Annotated in this window: 14 protein-coding genes; 4 read left to right on the plus strand and 10 right to left on the minus strand. The window is 45.5% G+C overall.

What is annotated here, in order from left to right:
• Nucleotides 1-103 precede the first annotated feature (103 nt).
• The 9 genes from O9X78_RS02000 to O9X78_RS02040 all read right to left on the minus strand — a co-directional run bounded on the left by O9X78_RS02000 (nt 104) and on the right by O9X78_RS02040 (nt 10,385).
• On the minus strand, nt 104-274 hold the full coding sequence (locus tag O9X78_RS02000) for a TA system antitoxin ParD family protein (RefSeq protein ID WP_269617933.1): 171 nt from the start codon (nt 272-274) through the stop codon (nt 104-106).
• A gap of 66 nt (nt 275-340) precedes the next feature.
• Complete coding sequence (gene cas6f / locus O9X78_RS02005; RefSeq protein WP_269617934.1) at nt 341-892, minus strand: type I-F CRISPR-associated endoribonuclease Cas6/Csy4; 552 nt, start codon at nt 890-892, stop codon at nt 341-343.
• A gap of 8 nt (nt 893-900) precedes the next feature.
• Nucleotides 901-1,956, minus strand: a complete 1,056-nt coding sequence (cas5fv, locus tag O9X78_RS02010; RefSeq protein WP_269617935.1) for a type I-Fv CRISPR-associated protein Cas5fv — start codon at nt 1,954-1,956, stop codon at nt 901-903.
• A 9-nt stretch (nt 1,957-1,965) separates the two neighbouring features.
• Nucleotides 1,966-2,940, minus strand: a complete 975-nt coding sequence (gene cas7fv / locus O9X78_RS02015) for a type I-Fv CRISPR-associated protein Cas7fv (RefSeq protein WP_269617936.1) — start codon at nt 2,938-2,940, stop codon at nt 1,966-1,968.
• 3 nt (nt 2,941-2,943) lie between these two features.
• Nucleotides 2,944-5,880 (minus strand): CRISPR-associated endonuclease Cas3'', encoded by a 2,937-nt coding sequence (locus O9X78_RS02020; RefSeq protein WP_269617937.1) that lies wholly within the window; start codon nt 5,878-5,880, stop codon nt 2,944-2,946.
• Nucleotides 5,877-6,605, minus strand: a complete 729-nt coding sequence (locus O9X78_RS02025) for a virulence RhuM family protein (RefSeq protein WP_269617938.1) — start codon at nt 6,603-6,605, stop codon at nt 5,877-5,879. The genes O9X78_RS02020 and O9X78_RS02025 overlap by 4 nt, the downstream gene beginning before the upstream one ends.
• The gene (gene cas1f, locus O9X78_RS02030) at nt 6,598-7,560 is read right to left on the minus strand and encodes a type I-F CRISPR-associated endonuclease Cas1f (RefSeq protein WP_269617939.1); all 963 of its coding nucleotides are present in this window, start codon (nt 7,558-7,560) and stop codon (nt 6,598-6,600) included. The genes O9X78_RS02025 and cas1f overlap by 8 nt, the downstream gene beginning before the upstream one ends.
• A gap of 157 nt (nt 7,561-7,717) precedes the next feature.
• Nucleotides 7,718-9,445, minus strand: a complete 1,728-nt coding sequence (locus O9X78_RS02035) for an SWIM zinc finger family protein (protein ID WP_269617940.1) — start codon at nt 9,443-9,445, stop codon at nt 7,718-7,720.
• Complete coding sequence (locus O9X78_RS02040) at nt 9,423-10,385, minus strand: helix-turn-helix transcriptional regulator (RefSeq protein ID WP_269617941.1); 963 nt, start codon at nt 10,383-10,385, stop codon at nt 9,423-9,425. The genes O9X78_RS02035 and O9X78_RS02040 overlap by 23 nt, the downstream gene beginning before the upstream one ends.
• 141 nt (nt 10,386-10,526) lie before the next feature.
• Between O9X78_RS02040 and O9X78_RS02045 the strand changes: the two genes are divergently transcribed.
• Together O9X78_RS02045 and O9X78_RS02050 are read left to right on the plus strand one after the other, a co-directional pair.
• Nucleotides 10,527-11,093: a glutathione peroxidase gene (locus O9X78_RS02045; protein WP_269617942.1), complete on the plus strand. Its 567-nt coding sequence runs from the start codon at nt 10,527-10,529 to the stop codon at nt 11,091-11,093.
• Nucleotides 11,094-11,104: 11 nt separating this feature from the next.
• Nucleotides 11,105-12,184 carry a DUF3080 family protein gene (locus tag O9X78_RS02050; RefSeq protein ID WP_269617943.1) on the plus strand — a complete coding sequence of 360 codons (1,080 nt, stop codon included), beginning with the start codon at nt 11,105-11,107 and terminating at the stop codon, nt 12,182-12,184.
• 20 nt (nt 12,185-12,204) lie between these two features.
• Here O9X78_RS02050 and O9X78_RS02055 read toward each other — a convergent pair whose 3' ends face one another.
• Nucleotides 12,205-13,671 (minus strand): RimK family ATP-grasp domain-containing protein, encoded by a 1,467-nt coding sequence (locus O9X78_RS02055; protein WP_269617944.1) that lies wholly within the window; start codon nt 13,669-13,671, stop codon nt 12,205-12,207.
• A 241-nt stretch (nt 13,672-13,912) separates the two neighbouring features.
• On the opposite strand from O9X78_RS02055, the gene O9X78_RS02060 reads away from it, so the two are divergent.
• The gene (locus tag O9X78_RS02060) at nt 13,913-15,022 is read left to right on the plus strand and encodes a GNAT family N-acetyltransferase/peptidase C39 family protein (RefSeq protein ID WP_269617945.1); all 1,110 of its coding nucleotides are present in this window, start codon (nt 13,913-13,915) and stop codon (nt 15,020-15,022) included.
• A gap of 10 nt (nt 15,023-15,032) precedes the next feature.
• Complete coding sequence (locus O9X78_RS02065) at nt 15,033-16,343, plus strand: flavohemoglobin expression-modulating QEGLA motif protein (protein ID WP_269617946.1); 1,311 nt, start codon at nt 15,033-15,035, stop codon at nt 16,341-16,343.
• Nucleotides 16,344-16,414: the final 71 nt, after the last annotated feature.

A 16,414-nucleotide genomic window follows, 5' to 3' on the forward strand; every position in this document is an offset into this window, starting at 1 on the left:
AGAGTATGCAACCGAGTGGCTTTGGTTTTACAATCATGAACGCCCCCATAAAGCCAACAATGGGAAGCCACCATTGATGGCTGCTTAACTTCTACTTTGAGCATCAGCTAAAAATGGGAGGATTACCGGGGTTAATCGACGAGGAAACCGATCGCCCCAACTCCGCCCAATATTCAATTTGCTCGGCAGTACTGCGATGGAAGCGTTTGGCGGTGGATTCGGCTGCCTGCATTAAATCCTGCTGCAAGCGAATGGGGGATGCGGCCTTAGCCATGATCAAGCTCCTTTCAAACTGGATAGGCACAATAGTAGCAGATTGCTACAATTGTGCCTATTGCCTTCAAAACCAAGGAACGGTGGCGGTTTTGGAGAGGCCAAACTGGTCAAACTCACCAGCAATCGGGTTGTCGAGCAGAGGCCCGAACTCGATATAGCGTCTATGCTTGTGGCCGTTTGAACCACTTTGCAGCTCTAGGTAAGGATTATCCAAACCTTTGGTGAACATCTTAGTCTTGTAGTTTTTTACTTCCTCTTCCGTGATCGTGCCGCGTTTTAACAGCCGGTTTAGTTTCGACAAACTCATCGTGGTTTGCTTGCGCGACACGATGCGAAACTTCGAGCCCGCAGGTACGGGGGTAATGTCGTTGACTTTGCAATAACCTTTCATACCGCCGATCCAATCCAAACCCTGCAAATTGTTCAACACTGGTTCTTCACCGTAAATGCGCAAAACGTTACCCAACGTAACCTCATATTTAGGAAAGCTAATGCCGATATTGGTTGAGTTTAAATCGCACAGCGCTTTATGAAATTTGGTGTAGATGGCATTAAGAAGCCGATTGAGCGGCATCTCTGGGTCTGGTTTGATAGAAATTTCAATATAACTATCCATAACTCCTCCTAAACGCGAATATTTGAAACATACGCAAGCCCTTTTTTACCAAGGTAAAAAGGGGACACTCCCGCATTTTCGATAAGTGATCTAATTTCTTGCCCCTTATCTCGGTCGACGTTTATCGAAATTTCTAATTGACCACAAGCTTTAGTCATCATTGAAGTTACCTCACCCTGGCCTTTTATTTTTTCTTTTTTAAGGTATGGATTGCCGTAAACCTTCTTCTTACCTTGAGTAAAACTGGCCATGAAATCTTTCGGTGTTAAACCTGCCACAGAAAATCCCTTAATGTTGCCTTCTATGTTTACTCCCTGCTCATTCAGCCTTACAAGCTTCAAATACAATGTCGAACAATATATAGCTCTAATATCTACTTTATCTTCCTTAATGTATTCAATATCAGAAAAACTCTTCTGCATACTTGGAAAAAGCTCTTTTAACTTGTTATTAGTCCTACTTTCATTAAAAGTCCCAATGGCCTCAAGTACGTTATCCTCAGTCAGACCCAGCTGATCAACTTTGTTGAGAGTAATAGCTTTAAGGCTATTGAATCGCTCAATAATCTTCCTAGGATCAAGATCTACATCACCTATATGTTCTACATTGTTAACTATAAAATCGATCAACCCATTCAAATCAATAAAAGCTAAATTCCACAGCCCATTAGAAAAGTCGGATTTAAACAACCAGTGGTTCGTGTTGATTGGCCCCGTATATGCCTCTCTGTCATAACTGCCTGCCATATTTCTTATATATGTGATTTCATTAGAAAATATAGGTTTATCTACAAATGTTACCAACTCCTCTAGACCTTTTAGAAAATATGAGTCACTCTGTTGCGACTGATATAATTTTCTTTGATCTCCGACTAGCCTACAAAGCACACCAAACACTGTTTGCTTAGTGACACCTACCGCTTTATAGCTATCCGGCTTTTTACGATCATTTAAACTAGAGCTTGCCGCTATAAAAGTTCTTCCGCTTCTTGGCAAAGGTTCATTATTATTACCATCTAAGAACGAGTTACGCCAAGAAGAGTCATATTCAATTACGATTTTCATATACCGCTCCTACTTTGCGTAAAAATACTTTGCAAACTCATTTTGCGGCTCGCTAACAATCTCGGATTCGTTACGTTTTATACGCATCATTTTATTGCTATCGTTATAATCGACAGTGATTTCATCTATATACATGTAGCCTTTTGCTTGACGAATGCTTAAGTCTGATAAGCGCGTCAAAATTTCTTCAACTAAAGATTGAATAGCATCATCATTGAGTAAAATTCCACATTCACCTTCTTCGAAAATAGTTCCTCTTCGTACATAATTTTTATGGTAAGTCGCAACAGGCTTTAAATTGGCATTTAGTGACTGAACAAATTCTTGGACTAAAGCGGCAACTTCTTCGCCTTGTCCTTCCATTACCACCATGCTGGCACGATCAAACTTCTTATCGAGTGAAATGAACTGTAATTGCTCGATACTTATAGATCCATATGAAATATAAAAGGTGTCACCAAACGTCGTCTTGGAAAAGTGTGAATTGCTTTTCTTTTCTTTTCCGTCGTCATCTAACTCTTTAGCTTTAGTGCCTGAACGTCCCATTTGTTCGAAATTACCGTTGCCGAGTTGATCAACGAAGTCTTCGATAAGAAGCGGGCTTGTCCTCTTACATTGACTAGATGGAACTACATACCCTCGAACTAGGCCTGTAATTGAAGCCAATACTTTTTCTAGGTTTTTCTCCTTAGCGCTATGCAGGTCATATGCTTGATCTCTAAACAAATGATGCCGTATACAGTTTTGACTTATATACATAGGGTTTTTCTTAAAATCTATATCTGTAGGGTCTTTTTTTAATTTATAACCTTTTTCACTTAATTCACCTGTCATGTTTGTATAACCACGTAATTTAGGCAAGCTATGATTGTCTACAATCTTCCCATCACTTTGTAATGTTGTCGGCCCATTCCAGTTCACCACTCCGTGTCCTAATGCCGTAATCTTAAAATCAACACTTTTAATACCAGTTACTTTTTCCATCTTTTATTCCTCGTCTTCTGTGGCTTGATTGATTTGTTTAATTGATATTGCACCTATGGGTTGTTTGTCACAAACCGCATAATAAATTGCGTGACTATGCCTTGCACTGTCACCACCTACTTGTAGTAAATCACTGCCCGTATAACTCAAATAAATAGGCGATTCTGGATCGCGCGCTTCATTTAACAACGTATTATCGTTATAAGATTTAGCTCCTCCCATTATGTTATGGTGTTTTTTAAACATGTGTGCCAGTAGGTCTTTATCACTTTGTCCATAACCACGAATGGCATTACTTGAATAGGTCAAATTATCAATATCGCTATCATCATCCAATGGCATCGGATATGCGTACTCATTGAGAAAGTTAATTTTTTCAGGATTACTCAAATCAACAACAGCGAGTTGAACAAAACGATTATCACCTCTTAAAGATCCTTTGCTGATCTTGCTACGCTTCTGATCTTTATTTTTCTTTGGCTGAACCACGATCGGGTCAATCACTTTGGCATTTATCTTATTAACACTTTCTTTTAGTGCTGCAACCAAATCACTTTCAATAAAACGCCTGGTACTGTCTGAGCAATGAAATGCATGATAAAGCTGGTAAATTTCTGGCAAAGTGAACGTGTCGCCATCAAGAGAGTTTAATAAAAACTGGTACCACTCTCGAACCGACTTGAGAACATACATTTTTGATAAAAAACGGGACGCTGGGCTGTTACCTTTTGCGTTTGCAATAGATTCAGGTACAGCAAGGGTATAGACATTTACCTCGTCGTTTTCGCCAAAGCGATCTAAACGGCCTAAGCGCTGTAAACAATCTTCGGCGCTGGTAATCTCAGCCACCATAGCATCACAGCTGATATTCAAAGAAGCTTGTACTATGGGACCACTGCGCAATACATCGAATTTGCGTGAGCCACCACGCTTATAAGATTCAAACACTTCTTCAAACCACTTTTGTTTATCGCTTTTAATAAATTTGGAATGCAGTAATACAGCGTTCTCATTGTACTGATTAGCTATGAAGCTATTTTGTGCTGTAAGCGCCATATTACTAATAACGAAAGTATACCCAGTTTGCGGCGTAAATAATGGATTGGAGGTATCTAGCAAGCTGTCATCAAATACCTTAAATTCAAGCTGGTACTGGCTTCGGTTAAATGACGGCATTACTTTGATATCATCCTTATGAATTCCAAGTAACTGCTCAACAAAGACATAATGTGGCGTGGCTGACACCAACAAGGTATTTGCATGTTGCTCTTGCATTTTTTTCGCCGCAATGAGTTCTGCAAACAGTAAGTTAAACGCAGGCATATTGACATATTCATGGAATTCATCAAATACGATATGGGCGTTTAAGAAATCGATCAAGGTATTAGCTTTAGTATGACTGATCACTGAGCCAAGTATTTGATCTATGGTGGTGATAATAATGTCACCAGAAAAGTTTTCACCCTCTGGTATCGGGTTGTCCCATTGATTATGAAACTTAAATTCGCCGGTATTGATCTCAATTGTGCTATTTGGCAAATATTGTTCTGAAGTCAGCTCATAAAACAAACCTTGGCAAACTTGCACTCTTGGGCACACCCAGATAATTTTCTTTGCACCCTTTAGTTTTGCCCATTCCAAGGCAATTTTAGTTTTACCACATCCAGCAGCACCGGCTAAAACGGCTACATCCTCTGTCGTCGTGAGCTGCTTAGCTATCTCGTGTTGTTTTAAACTGCGGTCACTATTAGGAAAAAAAGAGGCCAGACAAGTCTCTATTTCAGAGCTTATCGCCGAATCAACATCAAGTAGCTCATCAACCATTTCATCAAGAGAACGATTCAATATTGCCTCGTGCAATTCACTTGCTGATAGTGCTGAAATCAACCTGTCTGCAGTTATCACACAAGCACGCACAATATTATTGAACGCATTGGTTTTAACATTACCGCTATTAGCGGCTACCGACTCCTCTAATTCATATTCTTTGTAACTGGGTAAAGCTGGCGCGTCAGGTAAACCGCCTTCCATATCATCTAAAACCTGAACGACAAAAGCCTTCTCCAGTGATGTTATATCCAGCTCACGGTACTTTTTATCAATTCCTGCAACTTGTTTAAGCAAAGACTGAGATCGCTCCACAATATCACTCAGTGCAATATTTTTTTGATTTGAGATGAGTTTTTTGCAAATATCTTTGTAAGTCGTAAAACTATTTTTATCTTTACGATATGGCTTGGCGTGATGCCAATATATGGCATGTTTAATTGAGCGTTTATTAGCTGGATTTATTGCCTTTAATTCTGGCCCATCTAAAAAATGATAAAGCAACAGTGAAATTTCATTATGTCTTGGATGTTTTTCAAAACTGAATTTGGCATCATCAATATGCTGACCATCATCGGCGATAAAACCTTGCTTTTTCGGATTTATCACCCAAGATTGAAATATCGGGTCAATTTTACCAAGATCGTGTAAACAACCAGCAATAAAATTAGCTATCGTAAACTGCGGCGCTTCAGGAAACAGCTTTCTATGTAATTGCTCCGCGAAATAACCTACTGCGAATAGATGCTCAGATAGTGGTTGCAACTTAGTATTGGCATACATTACTCCAGCTTTAGGCTTGTTTGTTATGACATCCATAAAAACCTCTTGTCCAGTTGTATTCACAGGCACCGCTCCCGCGCTATTAAACTTCTGTCTATTCCCCACCACCCAAACCAACTCACTCCTCGCCCTGCTCCTAATCCAGTGACAACTTACTGCCGTATTTTTAGTGGCGGTCTTGCGCAACAGCTTTTTAACTGCCAATAAACCCTCTTGGGTAATCACGGTTTGCCATGTGTTATCCCCAATACGGTCAGCAAAGGCATCGAGCACCCGTCTGCTGCGGGTTATGGCCTTTTTATCGCATTGGCTTACAAAGGTGACCATCATGACCGCTCACCTCCCCCAGCCAGCATGTTTATGATCAATCGAATGATGGTTTCTTTTTGTTGAGGTCTGGATTCAGCAACTAACAGGGTGAGTGCCGCCAAGCCAGTATCGTTTATGCAGGGTTGGCCATAATGATTCAACAAACGGTCGTTGCGGTGGAGAAAATCCACGAATAAAAACGCACCGCTTCGCTTATAGCGTTGTAACCAAAGGAAAGATTGGGTGTAACGGCTGATAATGTCGACCAAGCCACGACCCGATGCGGTGGTCAGTTCCGGTGAACGGGCAGCGGCTTGAATCAGCTTAATAGCCTGCTCCAGCTCAGCTGCGTTCTGCTCGAAACGGCGGCGGTCAATACTGTAGCCCTGCACCAGATAATCCCGCAGGCGCTGGGTGGCCCAGATGCGAAATTGAGTCCCTTTTTTTGAGTTAACCCGATATCCAATAGAGATGATCATATCCAAATTGTAGTGATCTATCTCCCGGCTTACCTGACGATTACCCTCCTGACGAACTGTCCGGAATTTCCGGATAGTTGCCTCAGACGCTATTAGCTCTTGTTCTTTGTATATGTTTTTGGCGTGCTCATTGATGGTTCGCACGTCTTTATCAAATAGCTCTGCCATTTGCGACTGAGACAACCAAATAGTTTCACGATCAAAACGGACTTCGATTTGAGCCTGGCCATCGGCGGTTTCAAAAATCTCTATTTGCTGCTCATTCATTCGCGCTGCCTTCCCAATCGCCTTTCAAGGCAACACTTTTGACTTGCTCAAACATAAAATCCAAGGCCTTGTGCTGGGTAAAGGCTTGCAGACACTGCTGACGGAATTCCTGTTCGGTAGCCTTTTCTTTGGCGCAGATAAAGGCCCACGGCAGGATGATGGCGTCTTTAATTAGATCGGCAATATCGAACACCAAGGCCCCGCGGCGGGTTTTACCGTGCATAACGGCAAAGCCGTGGGGAATGCCCAGTACCCAAAGGGTGGTAGCGGCTAGGCCGTAGGCGAGGTAATTGCCGTGGTTAAGAAAGGCATTGGCGGTATCGACCGCTTCGCGCTCACGTACAAAATCGCCGTATTGGCTGCGATTTGCCGCTATTTTGTACAATTGCTTAGTGAGCTGGGCCTCAATTTGTAATAACTCGCTGACTTTTCCCGCTTTTTCGGTTTTATTCAGGAAATTTTCAAGTGCCTGTGCAATATCGACGTCGTTGGCATTGAAGCCCTCGCTCTTTAAATCGCGATCTTTATTCCAAACACTCTGTAAAAATTCAATTCTGGCTTGCTGGAACTGCCGGGCAACGATGAGTCGCTTGGCATCATCAAACCAGAATTGCATCCAACCCTGCACATACTCGGTGGGACGATATTCACTTTGCGGGCTTAACCATTCAATTTCTGTCGCCATTAGCAGTGGTGTGCCACCCCCACCACAAAAGCCCACCATTACGCCGGCCGAGGCCAACATACGCATTGCTGCTTGGGTGAGCGAGGTACCGGTACCGAGCAAGAGGCAGGTGGTATTGGCGATGGGAATATTCCAGTACTGATTCTCGTTTTTCGCCTCGGTCAAATACAGCACACGACCGTCTTTCTGCATTACCCGGCATTTTTCGAGGTAATAGATATTCGCGCGTTTTGAATGCAGAATAGCTTTTAAGTCAGTGAGCTGTTCCATCTCGTTTCCTTGCGTCACCCGCAAAACATGTCAATTGAATATCGCCGTAATTTTCAAAATCGTTGCACTCTTGTGCGTGAGAACCACTGTACCAAGCCCTTTGGTCAAAACGTGTCCTGGCGATATAGCCAGTACTTTTAGCTACTCACTTCTTTTCCTAAAATGCCTCTCTTAACCACTGGCAGAAATTCCGTTTGCGTTTAAATTCAACGAGTAAACCTTCGCACACCTGCTTCACTTGCGGCGCGTACTGCTTACCTGCAAGCTGTTCGGCGCGTTTGAGACAGTCAATAGCGTTTCGGTAGCCATCATTATTGCTTGCCTCAATAAACGCACGGGTGGCGCGGTAGAGCAAAGGGAGTAGCCGCTCAATTTGCTCGGCGTTGGCCGTGGCGATTTTCACCAATAAGTGTGGGGGTAGTTTGCCGGCTTCGGCTAGATCGAGCGCCTGCGCAAATTCTTTAAAATAAAGATGGAGTTCGGCTACGGTGATGTCGGCTTTTTGCTGCCCGTAGAATTTGTTTTGATGGCTTACGGCTTGTTTGGCAAGTTCAATCGCGTTGCTGCGACTTTGCTTGTCATCTTTTTGGCCCTTAATGGCGACTATTTTTTTATAATGTTCAACACTTGGCCACTCAGCAAAACGCTGCCAAAGCAGTTTCACCACCGACGCGTAGTTTTCGGTGTACAACCAAAGCGCTATTTGATTATTTTCCAGCGCTGTCACGGCCGAAAAAGGTTTATTTTTTGCTGTTTCTGCACGCTTGCGCCACCACAGGGCTTGGTCAAACATATTGTGTTCAAGACAAAGGTTCGAAAGCTCAAGAAAATCGCTAAAGTCACAGGCGATTTTGGCATGCAGAGCAATAATCGCTTCGCTATCGTTGCGACGTATAGCCACGTTTTTGAGTGGGTATAGCAGGTGTAGGTAGTCACCTTGCGCTGCCCAGCCTTTTTCTTGTAACGGTGGCAAAGCATCCCAAGCGAGTTGAACCTTTGCGATAAAGGCTTGCATGCCCTCCTCTCCGAGCATGTCTTCGTACTCTTCTGGAATAGAAGGATAAAACTCAGATTCTGGCTGCATAAACAACGAAAATAGGTATGCCGCCAGGTCTGTTGCAGAGAATGCCGCAGCGCTAAGGGCGCGATCATGCCAACTTGCTAGGCGCTCTAGAGCATCAAAGCGAAAGCCGCCTGAATCGTCGATGGTGTCTAGCGCCCGATCTACCCTTGCAATGACGTAATCGGTTAGCGCTAGGGCCTTATTCGCGGGTAAATCTGACATGACTGCCTCTAAACTGCTTAGCACGGCGTCGAGGCGGGCGAAGTAACCGCGCACTTGGGGGTAACTATGCAGGTGTTTGTTTAAGGGTGTTGCAGCGGTGATTTGCTTTTTAATGGCCTTGTCATTGAGTTTGCCGGCGGCCATATCGGCCTTGATAGTGAGTTGTGCAAGGGCATTGCGGTCGTTTTGCAGTTGCTCAAGCAGCATCGCGACTAATTGCTGTTTGTCTAAGGCCATTAAATAGTTTGGCACGCGATCTTTGGCGGTGCTGCTTTGCAAGGTCTTATCCTGCTCAAGCTGGTCGCGATATACCAAGGCTGTGGCAACGCAGTGTTTACAAAAATCAAAGCCTTCTGAGGCTGGACAATCGCAACTGCCTTCAAATAACTTGCCGGTGTGTTTAAGCGTCACCTGGTAAATCTCATTACCCTCAACTTGAGCAACAATGGCTTTACCCTTTAAACGTAATTCGCCGACACGACCTTGTTGATAATAAGCAAAGCCGCGTTTGAAGCTGGCACCTCCCGCCAACTGTATGAGTAACTCATCGCTAATTTCTCGCATAATTGTGCAGGTATCACTTATATAATTGAATTGCACGTTGGAGTCGGTCGCGCACGCTCAGTTGCAATGCACTGGGCTGCTCTACCCTAACATAGGGGCTATACCGCAATATGTCCTGAATGAGCTCTCGCTCATCGCTATAGGGTAGCGTGAGCAAGAAGTGGCCATTGTCCCAACTGCCTTGCTGATTTGGATGCCATTGCTGCATAGCAATTTCATGAGCGATTTCTGAGCTAAACCGCAGCACCGCCGTATACTTTGCTTCACCAGAAAAGATGCCGTAGCCTTCTGTAAAATGTGCATTTAACTGCTCGCACGGCAGCGCTGATGCGCGCTCATCAAGTATGGTTAATTTTTCTACTCTCGCTAAGGAAAAGGTGCGCAAGCCATTGCGAAGGTGGCACCAAGCGTCGAGATACCAGTTCTCTCGATAGTACACCAAGGTTTGTGGGCTGATAGTTCGCTTAGAGATATGTCGCTGGTAATTTCGGTAGCTAATCGCGAGCTTCTGCTTTTTGAGTACCGCTTCGCATACATTGGCAAACATATGATTAGCAATATAACGATTGCTCAGTGGCAGTACTTTTATATGCTGGTCGAAGGCGCTGCGCTCAATACCCCGCGAGGCCAATAGCTTGCCTATATATTCTTCAATAACCACGAGTTCACGATTGAGTAAACCGTTGCCAAAACTATCTAGCAGCTGCAGCAATAGCGCCAGCGATTGCAGTTCGGTGCTGGTCAACCACAGCCCCGGTAGTTCGTAACGCCCCTGATCCTCGGTGGTATAGGCCCAGCCTTTGGCATCGGGAAAATATGCTATGGGCGCGTCTAAGTAATCGCGCATATTGTCTATTGCTCGTTTTACGGTCTTTTCAGAGCATTCAAGTAATACTGCTAAGCGCGAAAGTGGTACAGGTTTGCGGTGTTGACGAAACTGCCGATGCAAAAGCTGGAAGCGATCAAATTTATCCAAAAGCGAAACCCATCCATGTGTGACTCGCGAAGTCCGTAGCGAGTGATCCGATCTGTTATGAAATTAGTATATAGTGGTGCTGTCAGGAAAATCTGAGTATAGCCCCACACATCGATATTACCAATTAAGCTTAGGTGACATATGCCCACACAACTTCGTACCTTTAAGCTGATATTTTGCTTCGCTGGTCTGCTTTTTAGTTACAACGCCTTTGCATGGGAGTGCCCAGAGTCCCTAAAACAAATCCGCCCTACGCTAGAAGCTGGCGATTTAAATCTATGCGACACGGTGAAAAGCGCGAAGGTCGTTCTAGTAGTGAACACCGCCAGCATGTGCGGATTCACGCCACAATTTGAGGGCTTGGAATCGCTATACCAAGAATTTAAAGATCAAGGCTTAGTGGTGCTCGGTGTGCCAACGGCAGATTTTGGCGGACAGGAATACAACGACGCCGATAAAACCGCGAAAGTCTGCCACGCCAACTACGGCGTTAGCTTTCCCGTATTCCACAAATCCTGCATCCGTTGCGAGAAACCAGCCCCACTATTGAAACTCGTCGCCGACGCTAGCGGAACCGCCCCCAAATGGAATTTTTATAAATATGTTTTCGACCCAGTAACCGGCGAGTCTGACAGTTTCAGCTCGATGACCAAGCCAGATGCTGAATCTCTACGCATGGCAATAACAAAGCGACTCAACGCTAAATAAAAGAACGTTACATGTTTAGCCGGCAACAATTGCGAATCAAATCTTGTGCGCTTGTACTATTTATTAGCCTGCTATGTGCAGGCTGCTCGGACCAGAGCCGCCTTGAAGAAAACTGGCAAAATTACTTAGCAAGACTGAGCCGTGTTCTCGACAGAGACGCGGCGTCTCCGCCCCCGGAAACCTCACTTCATTTCCCACGTCCTCGTGATTTAGAAAGCACGTTCGCAACAAGCAATATCGACCTATTAGATTTTTTGCGCATGCGCCGCTGTGCCTTACGAGAAACCATTGCCGAGCGTAATAGCATTTTAGGGAAACACGGTGATGCAAGTGCAAAACTCATCTTTGATTTGCGGTTTTTAAGCGAGGCGGAAGACTGTATTCGTGTATTAGAAGAGGACAACAATGACACGTTAGCGTTGCAGCTAGAGGAAGCTGTAAAGCTAAAAATACGGGAACTACCCGCACGTATTTTTAGCGCCAGCCTCGCGGGTGCAGAATTCCGTGAACTTTGGCATGCGCCACCCGACTTGAAGGGATATCCAACAACAGAGCAAGACACCAGCATCGCAGCTCTTTCTAGCTGGAGCGACTGGCAACATCAATGGCTAAACGGTGACTGGCATCATGACAGCAATGCCATTTTGGAAACCTTAGGCGAAATACGTTTAGGGCACGGTGGGACGTTATTGAAAGCACAACAGGTGAATATACAGGGATTGCAGGAGGCGACGAGCATTATTGCTCAGCGAGTATCTGAGCGCCCTCTCTGCCTAAACCATTCACCGATAGCCGCAGCGGAGCAATTTCGCAATGTACTAAGCAGTCGTTTCATCGCCCGTATTCAGAAACAAGCCAGCCTTATCAACCAGCATGAATTTGCTCTGTTCAGCCAAATCGATGCCATTGAAAGCGAATTGCTTTCAGCAATGGCCCAACACGACCTTGTAATACCACCCGCCTACCGAAGCTGGTTAGCGCAGCGAAAAAGCATACTCGACGAGGCTAAACAAGCTCACCGTCAACATGTTGAAATTGCCGGTGAACTGCTTGCGCAATGCGGGCTATCGCCCGGCGGTAACGGTGATTGATAGAAATTACCGAGGGACAATCAGCGGCGGCGCTTTTCCATACGCCGCAGAAACACGTCCATCACTGAGTCATAAAGCCCATCGCCAAGGAACAAATCTTCTACGCCCGAATCGATACTGGGATTATCATTTACCTCAATTACCACTACACGATTATCAGACTGCTTTACGTCTACACCGTAAAAGCCATCACCAATCAATTTACAGGCTTTCACTGCAACATCGAGCACCTTTTTCGGCGCTTCATAGGTCGGCATAGTGTCGAATCCACCTGACTGACTCTTACTGCTGCTGTGCTTATAGATCTGCCAGTGATTGCGCACCATATAATAGCGACAGGCAAATAGTGGCTTTCCGTCTAACACGCCAATGCGCCAATCGTAATCTGTATACATAAACTCCTGCGCCAATAACAGCGCAGATTTATCCAGTAAACGACGACTTTCAGCTACCAAGCTATCCCAATCCTCTACCTTCACTACCCCACGGGAAAATGCGCCGTCGGGTACTTTAAGCACAATCGGGTAACCCAAGGTGTCAGCAATACGCTTTAGCTCATCAGGATTATCGCGTCGCAAAAATTCCGTCCGCGGCGTGGGCACCTTGTGACTGCTGAGCAGATCTGCCAAATAAATTTTGTTTGTGCAGCGCAAAATAGACGTAGGGTCGTCCATAACAACCAGACCTTCCGCCGCCGCCTTTTTTGCAAAACGATAGGTGTGGTGGTCTACCGAGGTAGTCTCGCGAATAAACAGACCGTCATACTCGGGCAAGCGCAGATAATCTTTTTTAGTAATTAGCTCAGCAGAAATACCCAAGTTCGCCGCAGCTTTGGTAAATTTGCGTAATGCCGCCTTGTCGCTGGGTGGCAACTTTTCTTCAGGATCAACCAATATTGCTAAATCATAGCGAAAGCTTTTTCTCGCCTTTGGTTTACGCCACATTTTGCTGCTGAAGCGCTCAAAAGTGGACGCAAACGCCTCCTGCTCCGCGCCGGGTTTTAAGGATTTAAGCGCAATCATTTGCAGCTTCTTAATTTGCCAGCGGTGTTTATACTCTAAGGTGATCTCAATAAGCGGGCTGGGAAAACGCTCAAAAACCGCCTTGGCGATAGCGTTGTACTCCTGCGCCAAGCATTCGCCAAACCACGTTTTAACACTCAGGGTTTCACCGGCTTTTGCCGAAGGCAGTTTCGCCAGCAAGGGCTCAACGCCTTCCAATAAAATGTCTGATAGGGATTTACGCGCCAATTCACTCAAGGTATTTACTGAAGGCAATACATTGTGACTGCGCGCTTCAGCAAGCAATGAGCAATAATATCCGGTGCCTAGATAACGGTAACTACGACATAGGTTGATGACCCGTACTCGTTCACCTGTACTTTGGGTGACGCGCTCAAGATAATCATCAAAGGTGATAACATCTTGACTGGGGTAATACGGCGACCAATCTTTTAGATCATCAACAACAACAAAAAAACGTGACATCAGCCAATCCCTAGTAGGCTAAACAATGACCAGCATTCTGCGACCAATTTTTACCATTAACAATATGCCAATGATGATTGTAACTAGTAAATATTGCGCAGTATCATCCACTCTTTAGCGAGGTTATTCACGCCATGTATTCAGCAGTATTTCAACACAGTGGCGACGATTTTGAACTCACGCTATATGCACCCCGTTGGCATACAATTACGCAACTCGCGCACACTTCCGGTAGCTCTCAATGAGTACAATTCGCTCAGCCCTGAAAGATGACCTCGACGCCCTTGAGAATATTGAGCAACGCTGCTTTAGTGGCGACAAGCTCTCCCGCCGGAGTTTCAAGAGCCTCATCAAACCGGGAGCTCATTCCACCTCCGTCATCTTGAGCAATGAATCGCCCTGTGGCTATAGCATAGTCCTGTTTCGCACCGGCACCAGCCTTGCGCGACTTTATTCTATCGCCCTAGACCCCAGCTATCGCGGACAAGGGCTGGCACAGCAGTTGCTCGCCCACGCGGAGACCCAAGCACGGGATCGGGATTGCCTGTTTATGCGACTAGAAGTGCGAATTGATAATCCCGCTGCCATCGCGCTCTATGAAAAACTCGGCTACTCGGCCTTTGATCGAATTGATGATTATTACGAAGACGGCTGCACCGCGCTTAGATTTGAAAAACGTCTGCAACCTGAAACCGGCTCAGCGCTTACCGAAGCCCCTATCTATTATCGCCAGACCACAGAGTTTAGTTGTGGCCCTGCTGCACTGATGATGGCGATGGCCAATATCGACTCTAGCTACCCGATTAGCCGTCGCGAGGAGTTGCAAATATGGCGAGAAGCGACCACTATTTTCATGACCACCGGACACGGCGGCAGCTCTCCACATGGCCTCGCTCTTGCGGCCTTAAAACGTGGCTTCGGTGCACATCTTTACATCAATCGCAGCGGCACGCCGTTTATTGATAGCGTACGCAGCGACGAGAAACGTCAGGTTATTGAGTTGGTTCATCAGGATTTTAGCGAGCAACTTGAGCAATACCCGGAGAGCGTCGAAATCAATCCCTTGGGGCCAGGACAATTTCGTGAGATTCTAGACCGACACAGCCATGTCATTGCGCTGATTAGTACCTGGGCGCTTAACCGCAACCGCGCACCTCACTGGGTCTATGTAAGCAAGACGGACGAACACTTTGTGTATATCAGCGACCCTGACACCAACGACAGCCGCTGGCAGAGCGAAACTGATTTTATGCACGTACCCATCAGTATCAATGCGTTTACTACGATGGCCAGTTTTGGCCGCAATCGTCTGCGTTGCCTACTAGCAATCCACCCCCAAGTGTCGGAGTAAATCACTGCGCATGAGCAATCATTTGGACAGCCAGTATAAAGAGTCTCTTAAACAACTGTCTGAATCGCTCATTGCGATTCAGAAGCCCATCCTCATACTCGACTCGATCAAATGGCCGCAATCCATTGAACAGCAATTTTTCAATGATAAAGCTGAAAAACTGCCGCCGATCGACAGAGAATACTACCTTCGCAATCCATTAAATTTCGACCCAGCAAGCAAAGCGGCAGAACTCACTGCGCTTTCAAAACAAGTGGAACAGCGGCTGGGGAAAAACGATCCACTCGGCAATATCCTAGCGGAAACGATAGATCAGTACCTTACCGTTATACGTTTAGTAGAGAACCGGGGAAATCCGGAATTTGTAAGCGCCAGCAGAGAGCTTTATGGTTCAGCACGCGATCATTTACGCGGTGACAATCTCACCCTAATCGAAATGGGCCAACGCCTCTGTCATATTTTTTCCCTACCAGCGGCAAAACATTTGGCGGCGGCGTATCCAAAAAATATCAGCGCAGAAAGCGCAGTTGAAAAACTCAAGCAAAGTCTTACTCCCTACTTTGCAGATAGCGCCTTCACGGTAAGAGAAACAGACGGTATCGTGTCCGACGCATCGGCAGGGGGAGACTGCATAAAAGTTAACACCCACTCCTCTTTTTCCAGTCTCGATTTGCAAGTCTTAGAAGTACACGAAGGTTGGGTGCACGTTGGCACCACTTTAAATGGACGTAATCAGCCCTGGGCGACATGGCTGAGTGTTGGCTCGCCCAGAATTACCGCCCTCCAAGAAGGGCTTGCAGTATTGATAGAAACGCTGACATTTAGCTCGTTTCCGGACCGAGCCAGAAAAATTAGCGACCGCGTGGTTGCCATCGACATGGCTGAAAACGGCGCAGACTTTCTTGAAGTTTATCGATATTTTATAGGCCAAGGATTAAGTCAACATGACAGCTACAAAATTGCCCAACGAGTATTTCGCGGCGGTATGGTGGAAGGCGGTAGCTGTTTTACCAAAGACCTGTCGTACGTCAAAGGCTTTGTCGAAACCGTCAACTTTATTCGCAGCGCTATTTTGTCAGACAAGCCAGAAATTTTACCCATGTTATTTGTAGGTAAGGTTGCGCTAGATGATATTCCCGTCTTATATCAATATCAGCAAGCCGGCTTGATAAAAGCCCCCCGCTACTTACCATCCATGTTCCGTGACCTAAATGGACTCTACGTATGGTTCGGATTTTCCAGCGGCATGTCACTCTTGGATCTCGAGCGTGTGCAGGCACATTTTAAAAATTTATTCGATAAAAATATTGGCACAACTTAAATCCAATCAATAAAAAAGCGGCTTAAGCCGCTTTTAACCGATCAGTTGTAACACGCTTGAGCAATATCTTT

Source organism: Zhongshania aquatica, assembly GCF_027257955.1.
Classification (GTDB): domain Bacteria; phylum Pseudomonadota; class Gammaproteobacteria; order Pseudomonadales; family Spongiibacteraceae; genus Spongiibacter; species Spongiibacter aquatica.

Excerpts from the sequence above, each read along its gene's own strand:
- O9X78_RS02000 (WP_269617933.1), bottom strand. The coding sequence starts at position 274 with ATGGCTAAGGCCGCATCCCCCATTCGCTTGCAGCAGGATTTAATGCAG.
- cas6f (WP_269617934.1), bottom strand. The coding sequence starts at position 892 with ATGGATAGTTATATTGAAATTTCTATCAAACCAGACCCAGAGATGCCG.
- cas5fv (WP_269617935.1), bottom strand. The coding sequence starts at position 1,956 with ATGAAAATCGTAATTGAATATGACTCTTCTTGGCGTAACTCGTTCTTA.
- cas7fv (WP_269617936.1), bottom strand. The coding sequence starts at position 2,940 with ATGGAAAAAGTAACTGGTATTAAAAGTGTTGATTTTAAGATTACGGCA.
- O9X78_RS02020 (WP_269617937.1), bottom strand. The coding sequence starts at position 5,880 with ATGATGGTCACCTTTGTAAGCCAATGCGATAAAAAGGCCATAACCCGC.
- O9X78_RS02025 (WP_269617938.1), bottom strand. The coding sequence starts at position 6,605 with ATGAATGAGCAGCAAATAGAGATTTTTGAAACCGCCGATGGCCAGGCT.
- cas1f (WP_269617939.1), bottom strand. The coding sequence starts at position 7,560 with ATGGAACAGCTCACTGACTTAAAAGCTATTCTGCATTCAAAACGCGCG.
- O9X78_RS02045 (WP_269617942.1), top strand. The coding sequence starts at position 10,527 with ATGCCCACACAACTTCGTACCTTTAAGCTGATATTTTGCTTCGCTGGT.
- O9X78_RS02050 (WP_269617943.1), top strand. The coding sequence starts at position 11,105 with ATGTTTAGCCGGCAACAATTGCGAATCAAATCTTGTGCGCTTGTACTA.
- O9X78_RS02055 (WP_269617944.1), bottom strand. The coding sequence starts at position 13,671 with ATGTCACGTTTTTTTGTTGTTGTTGATGATCTAAAAGATTGGTCGCCG.
- O9X78_RS02060 (WP_269617945.1), top strand. The coding sequence starts at position 13,913 with ATGAGTACAATTCGCTCAGCCCTGAAAGATGACCTCGACGCCCTTGAG.
- O9X78_RS02065 (WP_269617946.1), top strand. The coding sequence starts at position 15,033 with ATGAGCAATCATTTGGACAGCCAGTATAAAGAGTCTCTTAAACAACTG.